This is a genomic window from Hydrogenoanaerobacterium sp., from assembly GCF_032017025.1.
Taxonomy (GTDB): domain Bacteria; phylum Bacillota; class Clostridia; order Oscillospirales; family Ruminococcaceae; genus Hydrogenoanaerobacterium.
In genome coordinates, this window is sequence record NZ_DALZQO010000039.1 from 1 (window position 1) to 14,299 (window position 14,299).

General features: G+C 50.3%; 15 protein-coding genes and 1 riboswitch. Of the genes, 1 reads left to right on the top strand and 14 read right to left on the bottom strand.

Annotation, left to right across the window (positions count from 1 at the left end):
- The 11 genes from RTV33_RS15195 to RTV33_RS15245 form a co-directional block, all read right to left on the bottom strand.
- The coding region (locus RTV33_RS15195) for a recombinase family protein (RefSeq protein WP_312645664.1) at positions 1-502 on the bottom strand (502 nt) is incomplete at its 3' end.
- A gap of 92 nt (positions 503-594) precedes the next feature.
- Positions 595-753, bottom strand: coding sequence for a hypothetical protein (locus RTV33_RS15200; RefSeq protein WP_018213956.1), 159 nt, complete (start codon positions 751-753; stop codon positions 595-597).
- Entirely contained in the window at positions 728-1,123 is a 396-nt protein-coding gene (locus RTV33_RS15205; protein WP_051085495.1) for a type II toxin-antitoxin system PemK/MazF family toxin, read from the bottom strand. Before RTV33_RS15205 ends, RTV33_RS15200 begins: the two co-directional genes overlap by 26 nt.
- Before the next feature lie 664 nt (positions 1,124-1,787).
- Positions 1,788-2,207 carry a sigma-70 family RNA polymerase sigma factor gene (locus tag RTV33_RS15210; protein ID WP_312645666.1) on the bottom strand — a complete coding sequence of 140 codons (420 nt, stop codon included), beginning with the start codon at positions 2,205-2,207 and terminating at the stop codon, positions 1,788-1,790.
- A gap of 417 nt (positions 2,208-2,624) precedes the next feature.
- Positions 2,625-2,713: riboswitch (cyclic di-GMP riboswitch) on the bottom strand.
- A gap of 367 nt (positions 2,714-3,080) precedes the next feature.
- On the bottom strand, positions 3,081-4,931 hold the full coding sequence (locus RTV33_RS15215; RefSeq protein ID WP_026184152.1) for a heavy metal translocating P-type ATPase: 1,851 nt from the start codon (positions 4,929-4,931) through the stop codon (positions 3,081-3,083).
- 157 nt (positions 4,932-5,088) lie between these two features.
- On the bottom strand, positions 5,089-5,310 hold the full coding sequence (locus RTV33_RS15220) for a cation transporter (protein WP_026184153.1): 222 nt from the start codon (positions 5,308-5,310) through the stop codon (positions 5,089-5,091).
- Between the two features lie 26 nt (positions 5,311-5,336).
- Complete coding sequence (locus RTV33_RS15225) at positions 5,337-5,693, bottom strand: helix-turn-helix transcriptional regulator (protein WP_018213960.1); 357 nt, start codon at positions 5,691-5,693, stop codon at positions 5,337-5,339.
- A gap of 318 nt (positions 5,694-6,011) precedes the next feature.
- A complete protein-coding gene (locus tag RTV33_RS15230) occupies positions 6,012-6,194 on the bottom strand; it encodes a hypothetical protein (protein ID WP_018213961.1) in 183 nt (60 codons plus the stop codon).
- Positions 6,195-6,334: 140 nt separating this feature from the next.
- Complete coding sequence (locus RTV33_RS15235; protein ID WP_018213962.1) at positions 6,335-6,664, bottom strand: helix-turn-helix domain-containing protein; 330 nt, start codon at positions 6,662-6,664, stop codon at positions 6,335-6,337.
- Positions 6,665-6,921: 257 nt separating this feature from the next.
- A complete protein-coding gene (locus RTV33_RS15240; protein WP_018213963.1) occupies positions 6,922-7,188 on the bottom strand; it encodes a helix-turn-helix domain-containing protein in 267 nt (88 codons plus the stop codon).
- 15 nt (positions 7,189-7,203) lie between these two features.
- Complete coding sequence (locus tag RTV33_RS15245; RefSeq protein WP_018213964.1) at positions 7,204-9,027, bottom strand: VirD4-like conjugal transfer protein, CD1115 family; 1,824 nt, start codon at positions 9,025-9,027, stop codon at positions 7,204-7,206.
- A gap of 80 nt (positions 9,028-9,107) precedes the next feature.
- Here RTV33_RS15245 and RTV33_RS15250 point away from each other — a divergent pair, with 80 nt between their 5' ends.
- A complete protein-coding gene (locus RTV33_RS15250) occupies positions 9,108-9,653 on the top strand; it encodes a ClpX C4-type zinc finger protein (RefSeq protein WP_018213965.1) in 546 nt (181 codons plus the stop codon).
- Positions 9,654-9,685: 32 nt separating this feature from the next.
- Here the strand turns inward: RTV33_RS15250 and RTV33_RS15255 are convergent, their stop codons facing one another.
- The 3 genes from RTV33_RS15255 to RTV33_RS15265 form a co-directional block, all read right to left on the bottom strand.
- Positions 9,686-10,630: a DUF3991 and toprim domain-containing protein gene (locus RTV33_RS15255; protein ID WP_018213966.1), complete on the bottom strand. Its 945-nt coding sequence runs from the start codon at positions 10,628-10,630 to the stop codon at positions 9,686-9,688.
- A 149-nt stretch (positions 10,631-10,779) separates the two neighbouring features.
- Complete coding sequence (gene mobP3, locus RTV33_RS15260; protein WP_018213967.1) at positions 10,780-13,662, bottom strand: MobP3 family relaxase; 2,883 nt, start codon at positions 13,660-13,662, stop codon at positions 10,780-10,782.
- Positions 13,662-14,078 carry a hypothetical protein gene (locus RTV33_RS15265; protein WP_018213968.1) on the bottom strand — a complete coding sequence of 139 codons (417 nt, stop codon included), beginning with the start codon at positions 14,076-14,078 and terminating at the stop codon, positions 13,662-13,664. The genes mobP3 and RTV33_RS15265 overlap by 1 nt, the downstream gene beginning before the upstream one ends.
- Positions 14,079-14,299: the final 221 nt, after the last annotated feature.

A 14,299-nucleotide genomic window follows, 5' to 3' on the forward strand; every position in this document is an offset into this window, starting at 1 on the left:
TGATCCGCATATTGTTTGAGTGGTTCTGTGACTCCATCTGTGAAAAAGCGCCGTAAATGGTGGCGATCTGCTCCGACGTCATTTTGCCGGTGTCGATGTTCTCCTTTTCAAAGTGGATAGAGATGCCCAGCCGAAGAAGCTCCCGCACATACTGGATATATTCTTTGGTGTTTCTTGCGAAGCGGGAGATGGATTTGACGAGGACGCGGTCGATCTTTCCGTCCCGGCAATCCTGAATCATGCGGTTGAATTCATCCCGCTTGCTTGCCACAAGGCCGGAAATTCCCTCGTCGGCATAAATGTCCGCCAACTCCCAGCTGTCCTGTGCGGCGATGTGCCGGGTGTAATAATCCACCTGTGCGATGTAGGAGTTCTGCTGATCCTCTGAATCGCTGCTCACACGGGCGTATGCCGCCACACGGAGCTTTGCAATTTCCGGCTTTCTCGCCTGTATCAATGTGATTTTCGGCGCTACCGCCGATGTTGAATTGGATTGATACATCTTTTTTCCCTCCTTTCAACGACATACACTACCACACCTCCGGGCATATAGCTACTGAATAGTTGATAATATTCAGAAAACAATTCCGGGACTCAGCAGAGCGCGATGATGGTGGGGCGCAGCCTGCGTTCCAAGTCTTTTTTAACCTGTTCAAGTTCCTTGTCCGTCATGCCCTTGACGGCTGCAAGCCGTTCGAGCTGCTGCAGGGCGGCAGCGTACATCAGATTATCGGATACCTGTGAATGTGTCATGGTGTATTCCTCCCTCATAAAAAAACGCCGGTTCAAGTCCGACGCTGATTGCCAGTGCTTCGTCAATTTTTTTCATTTCCCGCATATCCAGCCTGCCAATCCGTTCCTTGAGCCTTACCCGGTCGATGGTGCGTATCTGCTCCAGAAGTGCAAATGACTCTCTGGATAATCCGCCTGTTCCTGCGATGGCCGTGTGGGTGGGCAGAGGCTTTTTGGGCTTGCCAGTGATGGCGCAGACGATGGTGGTGGGGCTATGGCGGTTGCCTACATCGTTTTGCAGGATAAGTACGGGACGGATGCCCCCTTGTTCCGAGCCGATAACGGGGCTTAAATCGGCATAAAAAATATCGCCTCGGCTGATGGTTTGCATGTTAGCGTTCAAATTTGCACCTCCCTTGTTTGACATTATTTGGTTTCTTAATGGCACAAAAATAGGGACCGCCCTGTATGATCTGCTTCGCTGTGAGAGCCTCCGCAGGCAGGGCGATCCCCATTGCTTCTGACATTAAGATTTCTTGCTGTGCTTAATTTGACACTACTCCCCAAGCACCAGAATCCTGCTGCGCAGGACTCAAAAGGCGACGGCCTGAACTGCGGCTGGCTTCACCGCATCATAGGAATCTCACCTCCACCGGGATCTCCGCTGGCTGCCCTCATTGCGTGGTCCCCCGGTCAAGGGGGGGCTGTGACTGGACAGAAGTATCAATATAGGCTGACGGGATCATTGCGAGACAGGCTGCCACAGCCCGCTTTTCGGTCGGATGGGTACCGCTCTGCACCTTATTTGGCCGTCTTTGATAGGTTGGAAAATGAGAAACCATGAACAGAATAAAAGGAATATGGTCGCTTTCATGTTCTCATCGCCGTCCTACAGGTGGTCTTGGCGCATCCTCCGAAGTCGCTTTCCCTTTTGGGGTCCGTCAGCTAACGTATTCAGGTCGTCGGATATGAAATTTTCAAAGAGCAATGAGGGTGAATAGAAAAACCCCCTCACTACTAAGCCGATTTCGTGAGGGGGTCTACAAAAAATATTTTTACTTTTCTATCATTTTTTTGAGCTTCAGCCGAATCTGTCGTTCACGGTAGCTGATAGTTTGTTGCTTGATACCGGTTTCCCGCTCCAATTCCGACTGAGATTTTCCTTGAAAGTACAGGGCAAAGATTAAAGCCTGTTCCTCCTTAGAAAGCTGTGCGAGGCACCTGTGGAGCTTTTCCGTTATGAGCTTGTCCATGACCACATCCTCCACACGGGGAGAGACAAGGTCTGGAATACCATCCTCACCTGTAGTTTCCGCCGTATCCATGGCACTGTAATAAAAGACGCCGTTTGCCGTATCCCTTTCCTCCAGATAGGTTTCACGACGCTTCATGCGGTGATAGGTAAAATAGACTTCTTCACTAACCGGTACAAGCTGACCCTGCGCCTTGATTCGATACTCTTTTTTCTCTGCCATATGGCTTGTCCTCCGTTTTCTGAAATTTTGATGGTGAGTCAAAATGTCAGAAGCGGAGGGGAACGGCAGCGTGGAACGATAGCTGTTATATATAAAAACAGATTGTTAAATTCTGTAAATTCACGTCGCTGTAGCGGTTTTCTTGTCGAATAAAAAAAGTCAGTAGATTGCCCTTGGCAAAATACTGACTTTTTTAAAGTAGACTTATGAAATTGTGTATGTAGAGTAAGGAATAGATAGATTGCGCCGTCTTTATCTACACCTCCGTGCGGGAGGGTAGCTGTTATTACTCATAGAGATACCTCTTTCTTCCGTGGCAGGCGAAAGCCGGTATCCCGATATCCAAATAATCCGTCAAAAGCCGTAAAAGGGAGCAAGGGCGTGCCCTCTGTTGGAGAGGGCACGCCCTGCGCGGTTTTTGGCAGCCAGGCTATCATAACGTTCCAAAACGTCTTAGACCCTCGGCTTTGCGCCCCCGGTTTTCAGCGGGTTTGCCCTTGGCTTTATTTATTTGTTGTTCTTACTTTGTTGTTCTTACGCCTTTTTCATCCACCTCATAACTATCGATTTAATACCACTTACCTTCGCTCAGAAGCCACTTGCCGGATATCATCACGGCGTTTGCGTCAAAGTAATACCGTTTTTTGCTGGTTTCACTGCCGATGTCCTGCTAGCCCGTCAGTGCTTTGTTGCCGGAGTAATATCGCCAGGTACTGATGTTCGGCGATCAGCGTCTGAAACACCTACAAGCGCACTACCATCTGCACGAATACCCGCCGGATGCTGCGAAAGTATGTTGTTGTCTGCTGTCCAGCGTGACAGCGAACCGTTTTGTTTTGTCCTCGCCCTCCATTTAACAGGCTTTCGTCCTGATTATAAATTCTTTGTATTCAACGCGCGGAAGGAGTTCAGCACTGCAATGATCGTCACGCCAACATCCGCAAACACGGCTTCCCACATAGTAGCGATCCCAACCGCGCTGAGTACAAGCACAATGGATTTTATCGACAAAGCAAGCCATATGTTTTGCTTTGCGATTCGGAGCGTCTTCTGAGATATCTTCATTGCTGTTGCCAGCTTGGACGGCTCGTCGGTCATAATTACGACGTCGGCGGCTTCGATGGCCGCGTCGGAACCCAATCCGCCCATCGCAATGCCTATGTCGGCACGGGCTAAAACAGGCGCGTCGTTAATGCCGTCGCCTACAAAAGCCAGCTTTCCATTTGCCGATTTTTTCGCCTGCGCCAGCAGTTCCTCCACCTTTTCCACTTTATCTCCGGGAAGCAGTTCTGTGTAGACCTTATCCAGCCCTAATTCTTTGCCGACCTTCTCACCCACGCTTTTCGCATCGCCCGTCAGCATCACAGTCTGATGGATGTTTGCTTTTTTGAGCAGCCTTATCGCTTCTGCCGCATCTTCCTTAACCTCATCGGCAATTACGATATATCCGGCATATTGACCGTCAATGGCAACGTGTACGGTTGTTCCTATAATCTCATCCCGCGAATATTCAACACCGATTTTTTGCATTAACTTGACGTTACCGGCAAAAACTTTACGGCCATGAACCGTTGCGCTGACGCCGTGGCCCGCGATTTCCTCAACATCAATAATTTTTTCATTGTCGATATCTTTCCCGTAGGCCGCTTTCAACGAGAGCGAAATGGGATGATTGGAATAACTCTCAACATAAGCGGTAAGCTCCAGCAATTCTTCTTCGGAAATGCCGACAGCGTTTATCTTTTGAACCTTGAACACACCTTTTGTAAGGGTTCCTGTTTTGTCAAACACAACGATTTCAGTCTGCGCCAATGCTTCCAAATAGTTACTGCCTTTGACAAGAACACCGCGCCTTGACGCACCGCCAATGCCGCCAAAGAAGGAGAGCGGTATGGAAACAACCAACGCGCATGGGCAGGAAACAACCAAGAATGTCAATGCCCTGTATATCCAGTCGCCAAAGGTAGCGTCGGATATTACCAGCGGCGGGATGATCGCAATTAGAAGCGCGGCAGCCATAACGATTGGGGTATAAACCCGCGCAAATTTTGTAATGAAGTTTTCGGTGTTTGCCTTTTTGCTGCTGGCGTTTTCAACGAGGTCAAGTATTTTACTGACAGTCGATTCGCCAAATTCTTTTGTGACCTCAATCGTCAGAACACCGTTCACATTGATACAGCCGCTTAAAACATCCGAGCCGACGCCGGCTTCGCGCGGAACGGATTCTCCGGTCAGCGCAGAGGTGTCGATCATTGAATTGCCGTCCAGCACTTTGCCATCCAACGGGATTCTTTCACCTGCGCGGACAACGATAGTATCGCCAATCGCCACCTCGTCCGGGTCGGTCTTGATCAATTCGTCGCCCTTTTTCACATTTGCGTAATCGGGGCGTATATCCATCAGGCTTGCGATAGACTTCCGGGACTTAGCAACGGCATAGCTTTGAAAATACTCGCCAACCTGATAAAACAGCATAACGGCAACAGCTTCGGGATATTCCCCAATAATAAGCGCGCCAACGGTCGCTACAGTCATTAAAAAGCTTTCCTGAAAAACCTGGCCTTGAAAGATATTCTTGATAGCCTTTACCACTACATCGGTTCCGACTACGATATAGCTGGCAATAAAGATAGCGGGTTTAAGCCAAAGGATGTCTGTTTTAACCAGCAGCCCGATTGCAAAAATGACTGCGGCTATGATAATTTTTACAAGTTTCTTGTTCATGTTGAACTCCTTTCTCCTCCTTAGATAAGGGGACGAGCATGATTGAGCATGCACTCAACTGTTAATGCAAAAAAATTTAGTTCTCTGAAATACCTTTGCTTTTGGCATAACGACTCGTTGCGTTATGCCAAAAGCCGGAAATGCTTGGTCGTGAGTGTTACGCCTTTTTCATGACAACATGAGGTTCATGCTTCTTGACGATTTTTTCGGCGGTCTTAATAATTTCGTCCATTTTCCCGTCGTCAGCCTCAAGAACCATCTTAGCCGTCATAGCGTTTACTGTTACGTCCGTTACACCGTCCAACGCCTTGACTTCCTTTTCGATTTTCGCCGCGCAGTTCGCGCAGTCCAACCCTTCCAATCTGAATGACTTTTTCATCGTAGTTTTCCTCCTGTAATTAAATTTTATTCTGTTACATGGCTTATGCTTTGTTCCAAAACGATTTTCACATGATCATCTGTGAGAGAATAATAAGCAATCTTGCCGTCTTTCCTGAATTTTACAAGATTTTCTCTTCTCAATGTGCGTAACTGATGTGATATAGCAGATTTTGTCATGCCAAGCAAAACAGCTAAGTCACAGACACACATTTCATTGGCATCTAATGCCCATAAAATTCTAACCCTTGTGCTATCCCCCACGACTTTCAAAAATTTTGTCAAAGTATTAAAAGTGTCATCTGAAAGCATTTTTATTTTAACTGCGTTTACGATTTCTTCATGTATAACATCACAATCGCAAACATCGCTTCTGACAGACATAAATAACCCTCCCTTCGAAATCTTAATTGAGTATTGACTCAACTATATTCTTATTATAATTGAGTCAATACTCAATTGTCAATGATAATTTGAAATTTGGTTATTTTTTATAAACCTTGAATCTTCACCATCTGTCCAGAAGTTTTGCTTCGGGATAGGCGCAGCAAAACGGGATTATCGCAGCACTGTCTTTGAGCAAGTTTTGTCGGGGCGCATATAGCTGCTCTGTCTATAGACATAGGCCTTTACTTTGTTCAAGCTGCTATTGCCTTTGTCCCTTTTACCTCCGCGAATGTACTAATTGATCATCATCCTTTTTCATAAAACTGTGATCTGTATTTTAAATGCTCCTGTTCTAACTGCTTCCATCTGCGGCGAATCGTAGGGTATGTTTCTCTCTGCCAACCGCCGCAGCTTTTCTCTGCGCTTTTCCACGGTCAATCCCAGGGTATAGAGCTTTCCTGCCTGTTTAATCAGCTTGGTTTTTTCTTTTGTTGTCATGATCATCTTCTCCTTGCTTTTTGTAGGTATATAGCATATACAAATATATTCTACAACCTTACGAATAGCAAGGGGAAAGAACCGACACTTCATCGAACAGAAAAAAAGAACCTCATCACTGAGATTCTTTTTCTACCTTGTCAGGATTTCTTTTCAGGCTCATACATTGCGTCTATCATCCGCTCCACCATTTTGATCTGTTCAGGATTTAGGTGCTTACACTTTTCAGCAATTCCAGTCAGTGTATTCAGCTCATTCCACTCTATGCTGTCCTGCACAAAATAATCAAGGGAGCGGTGAAGGACATTCCCGAATTTAATCAGTGTTGAAATGCTGGGCTGATATTTCCCAGCCTCAATCTGCCTGATATATACGGCGCTGATATCGCACTCCTGAGCCAGTCTTTCCGAGGTATAATCGGACTCTTTTCTCACGGCGGCCAATCGCATACCAAGTGCCTTTCGATCCATCTTCTCACCTCCGACCGTGGGCAATACACTACAAGAATATATGTTATTATATTACTCCGATGTTGTTTTTTAATAGCGAGCAATAGCATATTTTTATATATGCTATAACCCTACAATGAGTTTGTTCTTTTTCTGTAATAAATATTCTTAGAGTGAGAGGTTCTGGTGGGTCCATCATGAACCGCACCTCGGTTCAGCTCGCAGACGGAGTATCCCCTTGGCGGGAAATCCGTCTTTTCGCCTTTTTTACAGTTGGGCTATTTTTTCAGAATCAGCCGGTTGCTGGTATTGCTGCCATTCTCCCGGTAGCGAGATTCCTTTTCAATAAGCCCTTCCTTCACCAAATCATTCAGGGCGCGCTTGACGGTGCTGCGGGAGAGCTGCAAGTCGGCGGCTATGGTCTTGACCGCAGGCCAGCAATCCGAACCTTTTCCCGCACGGTCACGGAGGTAAATATAAACCGCCCTCGCCCGATGGGGGAGCTCATCGGGCGGGGCAGAATAAATGTGGTTAAAGTAGCTCATGGTTCATCGGCTCCTTTACGTTCTGAGGTGGCTGCGCCGCTTCTGTGGCTCTGCGGGCGGTTCCGCCACGGGTGTATGGAGTGCTCCGGTGCCGGTGGGCAGTTCAAGGAGCTCCCCGGTTTCCTCATCCACCATCAGGCAGGCTGTGTGCTTGCGGACGATGTTTTCCTCCAGCGTCTGCTTGTCGGCGTACACTACTTTGCGGTTCGCCTTTTCCGCCACGGTATAGGGCTTTCCGAAGCGGATGCCCCAATCCAGAAACAGCCGCAGTCTTGTCCTCATGGGATGAGTACCGGTTTTCATGACGACAAAGTTTCCTTTGGGAATGGATTTCAGTTCGTCCGGCGTCATGAGAGGACGCTCCATCATCTGTAAGGACTGGCTGGGATCATTTTTGCCACGGCTGATACTGCCACTCATAACGGTACGGCTGCCCAGCGCCTTACTCAGCACCTCGGCAGTCTGGCTGTTTGGCGCGAATCCGCCGAAGATGGTATCCTGGCAGTTGTCCACGATAATTTCCGAACCCTCCTTGCCGTAATTTTTTTCAAGCTGACCAAAGGACTGGATAATGGGGATCATGGAAAGACGGCGGGATCGGCTGGCCGAAAAAATCAGCTCCAGCGATTCAATGGCAGGCAGTGTACCCAGCTCGTCACAGTAGAACATCACCCGGTTTTTCAGCTTACCGCCGTTTTCATCCGCCACAGCGAGGATTTCCCGGTAGAGCTGCTGAATCATTAAGCTGACCATAAAATATTTGGTCAAATCTTCTTCGGGCAGGACCACAAACAGCGCGGATTTTTCATTGCAGAATTTCTCCGCATCAATGGCTGTATCAAAGCAGAGTATCTGCTCCATTTCAGAGTCGAGAAAGGCATTCAGGCGGGACAGCACGGTAGAGAGTACCGACGCCATGGCCTGTTCCGCGGAATTGAGGGCGGCTCCCGCAAACCAGCGGGCCTTGTGGTCGGGCGGCAGCTTTTCCATGAGGAGCTGGAACTGACTTTTGCCCTTTACCTTACTGGGGGCCAGCAAATCCTGCACCAGCTTGAACACGCTGATGATATGGCGGCAGTCCACCTTTTTCCCGTCTACTTTGGTGGGCGGCAGATATTCCGCAACCAGCAGAATGATGGAGGACAGAAGTCCCTCGGCGGCATCATAGAAAAACTGATTTTGCCCATAGTTCTCGCCGCTGGCGTTGATGATGGTTTTGGAGATGATTTTTGCGTATTTCTCCGCTTTGGCCTTTGCCACAAGGTTGTTTTCATCGGCAAGGTAGGCATCCATGTAGGTGTTGACCAGCTGGAGCATATTGTTGCCGTCGGAACGGGTGGGATTTCGAAGGTCAATGACAGCCACATGGTAGCCGTAATAGTCACGGGCAATGCCGCCGTAGTTGCGGAACAGGTCCCCCTTGGTGTCGGTGGTCAGAAAGCTCATGCCGCTGGCGCAGGCATATTCCAGATTGGGGTACAGGAAAAACGCTGTCTTACCCACGCCGGATGCGCCGATCATGAGGCAGTGAACATCGTCGGTATCCACCAGCGCCGTGACCTTGTTCTTTGCTCCCATGCTGCCGAGGATGATACCCTGCTCATCTGTGGCAGGGAGGCATTGACCCTTCCGCCACAGCTCCGCCTGAAAGGGAATGTGTTTGTAAATGCTTTTGATTTCCTGCTTGGTGGCAAAGCGCGCCGTTCCATGTTGGCCGTCGCCCACTGTGCGGGATTTGATCCCATTGAGTGTGTAATAATGAGCCAAAAGAGAAAGGCCGCCGATGATGAGAAACATCACGGCGGCCGCTGCGATTAAGATGTAGACTTGGGATTGCATGGGAAACTCCTTTCTTCACAGTCAATTTAGTGGTAAAATAAATCCATAAAAACCATGTTTATCGATAAAGGGGACATATAATGGACAAGGAATTATTACTGCTTGACAGCAAATTGGATTATCATCTGTTTCTCTATAAACAGCTCACGGAGCAGCTATCCTCCATTCAAAAATGTGCGGCTCAAGGCAGCATCGAAAGCTATGAGTCAATGCTGGCGGATGAAACGCTTCGGGATGCGCTGCTGCTGAAATTTATTCTTTTCCAGCGCACCATTAAAAAGGTTGGATTCTCAACAATGGCAAGCCGCTACAAGATGCGGTTGGAAAAATTTCCGTGGCTGGAAGCGGAATACTTTGACCAGAACTGCGTGGTGCATTATGATTGCGTGTGGTCGCTTCTGCAGGACATAAGGCCGCTGAAACGACAAATAGAGCGTATCAAAAAATATGATGACGCCCGGTATGAAGAGCATGGCGAGGATATTCACTGCAGCTTCTGCGGCAAGGGTCAGCAGGAGGTTGAACGCATCATTGCCGGTACCCATGAAGCAATCTGCAATGAGTGCGTCGGGCTCTGCTCCGAGATACTGGAGGAAATAACGGAAGATGAAAACGGGAAAAAATAGTTTAGGCAGTGCCATTTAGAACTGCCTTTTTTCTAAGCCATCCGCATTTCAAAACCGCTCTGCATTTGTTGCACCGCTTCCGTTAAATCATCATTCCAGTCCTTCCCTTGAGACATGAGTCGCTTCGATTCATAGCCCTGTTCCGCAAGCTGCTGGTTCAGCCGCTCGCTGGCCTTGTGCCCGGCTTCATCGTTGTCCAGACATAGCGACACTTGTCGGAGATGCGGATACTGCTCCAGCATCCACACCATCGCCTGACCGCCGATACCGCAGAGGGACACATAGCTGTGCCGCTGCCAGTCCTGCGGATGCAGGGTGATAAACGATAGTAGATCCACCGGCGCTTCAAAAACATACAGATGCTCACTTTCGCCAAGCCAGTGAAAGCTGTGGCGGGGATTGCAACCGTCTACATTCCCTTTGTACGCCTGCCCCAAGGTGTAAATTCCGCGCTTGTGGGCATGGCGGGCAACACCGTTTTCATCCAAGCCCACAAACACCGCGTTGTGGTATTCCTTTGTCCCATCCTGAGATTTTTCGCAGCTTTCGTAGAGAAGTTTCTGCTTTGCAAAGAAGCTGACCACCTCCCGGCCGATGCGCCGGGTTTTTACCAGATAGGCATAGACACGGCGCATATCCGTGTGGGCCGGTGGGAGCGCAAAGGGCTTTTTCGGTTCCTCTTTCTTTGCCTGCGCCGGTCTGTAGATCTCGCTCTGCTCACCGCCCAGCAGCAGGGTCACGGCTTCGGGGTAAGAGCAGCCGTAGAACTTCCGCACGAAATCAATGGCATAGCCGCCGCTCTCTGCGGAGTGGTCGTACCACTCGTTTCCCCGGACGGTGATGCTGTGGTCGGAGGCCAGCCGCTTATCCCGTCCGCTGGGCAGGAGCTTTTCCCCGCGCCGCTGGAGAAAGTCTGCCAGCTCCACATTGTTGGCACGGTATTTCTGTTCATCCGTAAAATGCACATACACACCCATAGAGCACCTCCTAACTATGGCGATTGCCGATTTGATGAAAAAATGCCGCCCTTTTTACAGGACGGCATTGCTTTGGGTACCGGTTTTTCTGAATAGGTATCCGCCCGGTTTTCTTTTTCTGCTTTTTCACGGGTATCCTCCAATCATTTTTAGAGTGACATGGTCTGTTCGTAGTCGTCCCGCGCATGGCCCTGCGCCTGCTTCTTCTCCCGGAGTTTGCGCAGGAGCTTGCGGTCGGCGCGCTGTCCGGGCGGTTTCAGAGGCGGCGCGTTGTCTGCAAACACACGGCTCATGTGATGCAGGAGCCGTGTCCCCGCCAGCAGGACGGAGGGGTCTTTGAACTCATCTATATGGTCAAGGAAAAACTGCGCGTAAACATTGCCCTGCGCCGCCGAGAGGGTAAACCACCGGACAGCGGCTTCCTTGTCCTTGGGAATGTCTTTTTCCATCAGGTACAGTTTTCCGAGAGTGTACTGCGCATATTGATTGCCCTGTTCAGCGGCAGCCGTCAGAAATTGCAGGGCGGCCGTAATGTCCTTTTGCACATCTTCTCCCATGAGGTAAACCTTGCCCAACCGGTATTGTGCGAACTGATTTCCCTGTGCGGCGGAGCGTTTCAGGTATTCCAATGCCTTGGACACATTCTTCGGAACATCCTCTCCCTTGAGATAGAGAATGCCGAGGGCATATTCGGCAAATGGATTCTTTCGGTCGGCGGCAAAGGTCAGCCAGCGGATTGCGGCTTCCACATCTTTGAGGACGCCCTCGCCGCCAAGGTACAGCTTGCCGAGCCGGTATGCGGCAAAATCGTTGTCCCACTCTGCCGACAGGGTATAGAGCCGTACTGCCTCGGAGATGTTTTTCGGAACGTGCTCTCCCTTTTCATAGAGCTTGCCGAGAAAATATGCGGCATAGGGGTTTTCAGCCTCCACCGCTTTCCTGAGATAGCCAAGGGCCTTTTCTACCTCTTGCGGTTGTATTTTTTCATCGGAGAGAATGAGCTTGGCAAGCTGGTAGCAGGCAAAGGGATTTCCCACCGTTGCCGCCTTTTCAAAGTATTCCTTTGCTTTTGTCTCATTCATTTCCGTGCCGACGCCGTTCAGAAGCATCCATCCCAGCCGGTACTGGAGCTTATCGTCGTGCCCTTTTTCCTCCAGAAAGACAAAGCCGAGAAAGGCTTCCTTGAAACGCCGGTCAGCTTCCACACTGTTTTTTTCGCAACCGATGCCGTCCCGCAGCATTTTACCAAGCTCAAAGTTGGCATAGGGAAAGCTCTGGTCCGCCGAGCGGGTGTAGAGGGCAAAGGCGATTTCATGATTCTGCTCCACGCCCTTGCCGTGGTAATACAGACCGCCGAGGGAATACTGCGCATATTTGTACTTCTCGTTTGCAGAAAGAGTGAGCCAGTCCGCCGCTTGTAAATAGTCCTGCTCTGTGCCAAGCCCTGCGGCGACCATTTTGCCGATGCGGTACTCGGTGTACTTCCAAGGCTTTTCTTCCTCGGCAGCATGAAACACCGCAAGGGCTTTTTCGTACCAGCCATAGGCTGCATCGGCGTTCGCTTCGCACCCAAGCCCGTCGGCGGTCATACGACCAAGATCATAGAGTGCCAGGGGATTCTCTTTATCCGCTTCTGCGAGGAAAAGTTCACGGGCTTTTTCAAAATTCTGCGGGATTCCGGCATCCTCATCGCCATGCAGATGTTGCTTTGCCAGCTTGTATTCCTCCGTCCACCATGAGGTGGGGGCTTTCTCCCCACTGCTGAAGGACTGAGCGGGCGGCGGTTCGGAAGCATCCTCCGGTTCGGCGGGTGTGTTATCCGGGGCAGACTCCACGGCGGGTGTATCGTCATCCGGGGTGGCGTCCGGCAGAGCGGTTTCCACAGAGGCCGGTTCCTCAAAGGTCATCGTACCGCTGCCAAGGTTTAATGCCTCCTGAATGACCCTATTGCGGATGGGTTTGAAATCCTCGCAGCGGGAAAGGGGCGGCGGCTCGGAGGGTGTTTCGGTGTAGACGGACTCAATCCTGCCCCTGACCTCCCACCACAGGCGGTAGGCTTCGGCAATGCGGCTGTCCTTGGCAAGCTCATCCACGATTTCATCCACCACATTTTTCAGGTCAGCTTTCAGGTAGCCGTACCGTTTTTTGCCGCTGACCGTTTTCAGACGCTCCGCCAGATGGGTGAGGAGCTGTTCCATGCGCTCACTGACCAACGCGCCGCCCTTCATCTGGCGAATCAGCTCTCCCATGGCTTCGGCGGCCTGCTGCTTTACATCATCCCGCCGCTGGGACTTTTCTCCGTAGAGCGGAATCAGCTCCTGCCGGAAAATCTCATTTGCCAGAGCGGATTTCATTTTACGGATGCCCTGCTTGGTAAGGTAGCCCTCCTGCGGATTTGTACTGTAGCAGACCATGTGAACATGCGGGTGGTGCGATTCATTATGAAATGCGGCGTACCATTTCAGGTGGTCCGGATGTATTTTCAGATTCTCCGCAAGTTCCATCGCTTTGGAGGAAAGCAGCGCTTTCCATGCACGGGCGTTGTCATAGCCCAGCCGGGTGGCATCCTCACGGCGCAGGGAAATAATCGGCGCCCAGACATTGCCGGTGTGGGAGGCCACTTCGTCAGCAACCTGCGCTAAGACCAGCGGCGCATCCCCGGCGGTGAACAGACCATGACTGTCGAACTTTTCGACGCGGGGACGGTTTGCGATGTAATCCAGATATTTTTCCCGGCCGCTGATTTGATCAAGGTTCTGTTCCAGCGCAATGGAGATAAACTCCGAGGCATTTCCACGGTTAGGATTCTTACAGTAATCCTCGTATTCAAATAAATCCTTGGTATCAGGAAACTCCCGTAGTATCTGCGCGATCAGCTCCTGTTGCTTTTTGGTGGAATGCCAGAGCCGGTGGGCACTCTCCATTTTTTCCACACCGTCACGGGTGGCAATGTATTTGACGAGGTTATTTAAATGGGCGGCGGTCTTTTCCCCGCCCTTGAGATAGGGAACCTTGAGAATGATCCGCGCCATTATTCTTCAGCCTCGGCGCCGTTCTGGAACTCCACCGCATCATCCAGACGAATTTTCCCTTTGGTCTTTTTCACCTCGGCAACGCACCGGCCGCGAAGCCGGTGCAGTTCCTCATCGGTAACCTCCAGCGTAGTTGCCAGCAGATGCATCATCATACTAATTTCCACCGAGAGGCGAAACAGATTGCTTGCCACCCGGTTCTCGGTTTTCTGCAGCGTTCCCTCCATGGAAGAAAGCAGGGCCTTGGAAAGATAGGAGGAGGTGTCCTCCGTTCCAAGGTAGCCCATGTAAAAGCAGAGCGCCTTTTCGATAAACTCACTGCGACTTTTGCAGTTGTCCTGATTCAGCCAGCCGTCCAGCCGTTCCATGGTTTCGGGGTACAGCCAGACCGCCGTTCGTTCCTTGTTGTTTTTCATGGTAAAACCTCCATTTTTGTGGGTGTTCACCTGTGAGGTGACCGTATAAAATCCTTTGTGTCACTGCGTTTTCGCAGATTCCGACCACCCTGACCGTGACAATTCCCCAATCCGACCACCTCACGGGAAGGTGTAAAAAACGTCCAGCACTGCTGGGCGAAGTGGACGGCGGGAGGGCGCTTGCGACCACCCGCCTTTATCCTGCTCTTTTTTCGACCGTG

Coding starts and splice junctions, on each gene's coding strand:
- RTV33_RS15200 (WP_018213956.1), bottom strand. CDS start 753: ATGACACATTCACAGGTATCCGATAATCTGATGTACGCTGCCGCCCTG.
- RTV33_RS15205 (WP_051085495.1), bottom strand. CDS start 1,123: ATGCAAACCATCAGCCGAGGCGATATTTTTTATGCCGATTTAAGCCCC.
- RTV33_RS15210 (WP_312645666.1), bottom strand. CDS start 2,207: ATGGCAGAGAAAAAAGAGTATCGAATCAAGGCGCAGGGTCAGCTTGTA.
- RTV33_RS15215 (WP_026184152.1), bottom strand. CDS start 4,931: ATGAACAAGAAACTTGTAAAAATTATCATAGCCGCAGTCATTTTTGCA.
- RTV33_RS15220 (WP_026184153.1), bottom strand. CDS start 5,310: ATGAAAAAGTCATTCAGATTGGAAGGGTTGGACTGCGCGAACTGCGCG.
- RTV33_RS15225 (WP_018213960.1), bottom strand. CDS start 5,693: ATGTCTGTCAGAAGCGATGTTTGCGATTGTGATGTTATACATGAAGAA.
- RTV33_RS15230 (WP_018213961.1), bottom strand. CDS start 6,194: ATGACAACAAAAGAAAAAACCAAGCTGATTAAACAGGCAGGAAAGCTC.
- RTV33_RS15235 (WP_018213962.1), bottom strand. CDS start 6,664: ATGGATCGAAAGGCACTTGGTATGCGATTGGCCGCCGTGAGAAAAGAG.
- RTV33_RS15240 (WP_018213963.1), bottom strand. CDS start 7,188: ATGAGCTACTTTAACCACATTTATTCTGCCCCGCCCGATGAGCTCCCC.
- RTV33_RS15245 (WP_018213964.1), bottom strand. CDS start 9,027: ATGCAATCCCAAGTCTACATCTTAATCGCAGCGGCCGCCGTGATGTTT.
- RTV33_RS15250 (WP_018213965.1), top strand. CDS start 9,108: ATGGACAAGGAATTATTACTGCTTGACAGCAAATTGGATTATCATCTG.
- RTV33_RS15255 (WP_018213966.1), bottom strand. CDS start 10,630: ATGGGTGTGTATGTGCATTTTACGGATGAACAGAAATACCGTGCCAAC.
- mobP3 (WP_018213967.1), bottom strand. CDS start 13,662: ATGGCGCGGATCATTCTCAAGGTTCCCTATCTCAAGGGCGGGGAAAAG.
- RTV33_RS15265 (WP_018213968.1), bottom strand. CDS start 14,078: ATGAAAAACAACAAGGAACGAACGGCGGTCTGGCTGTACCCCGAAACC.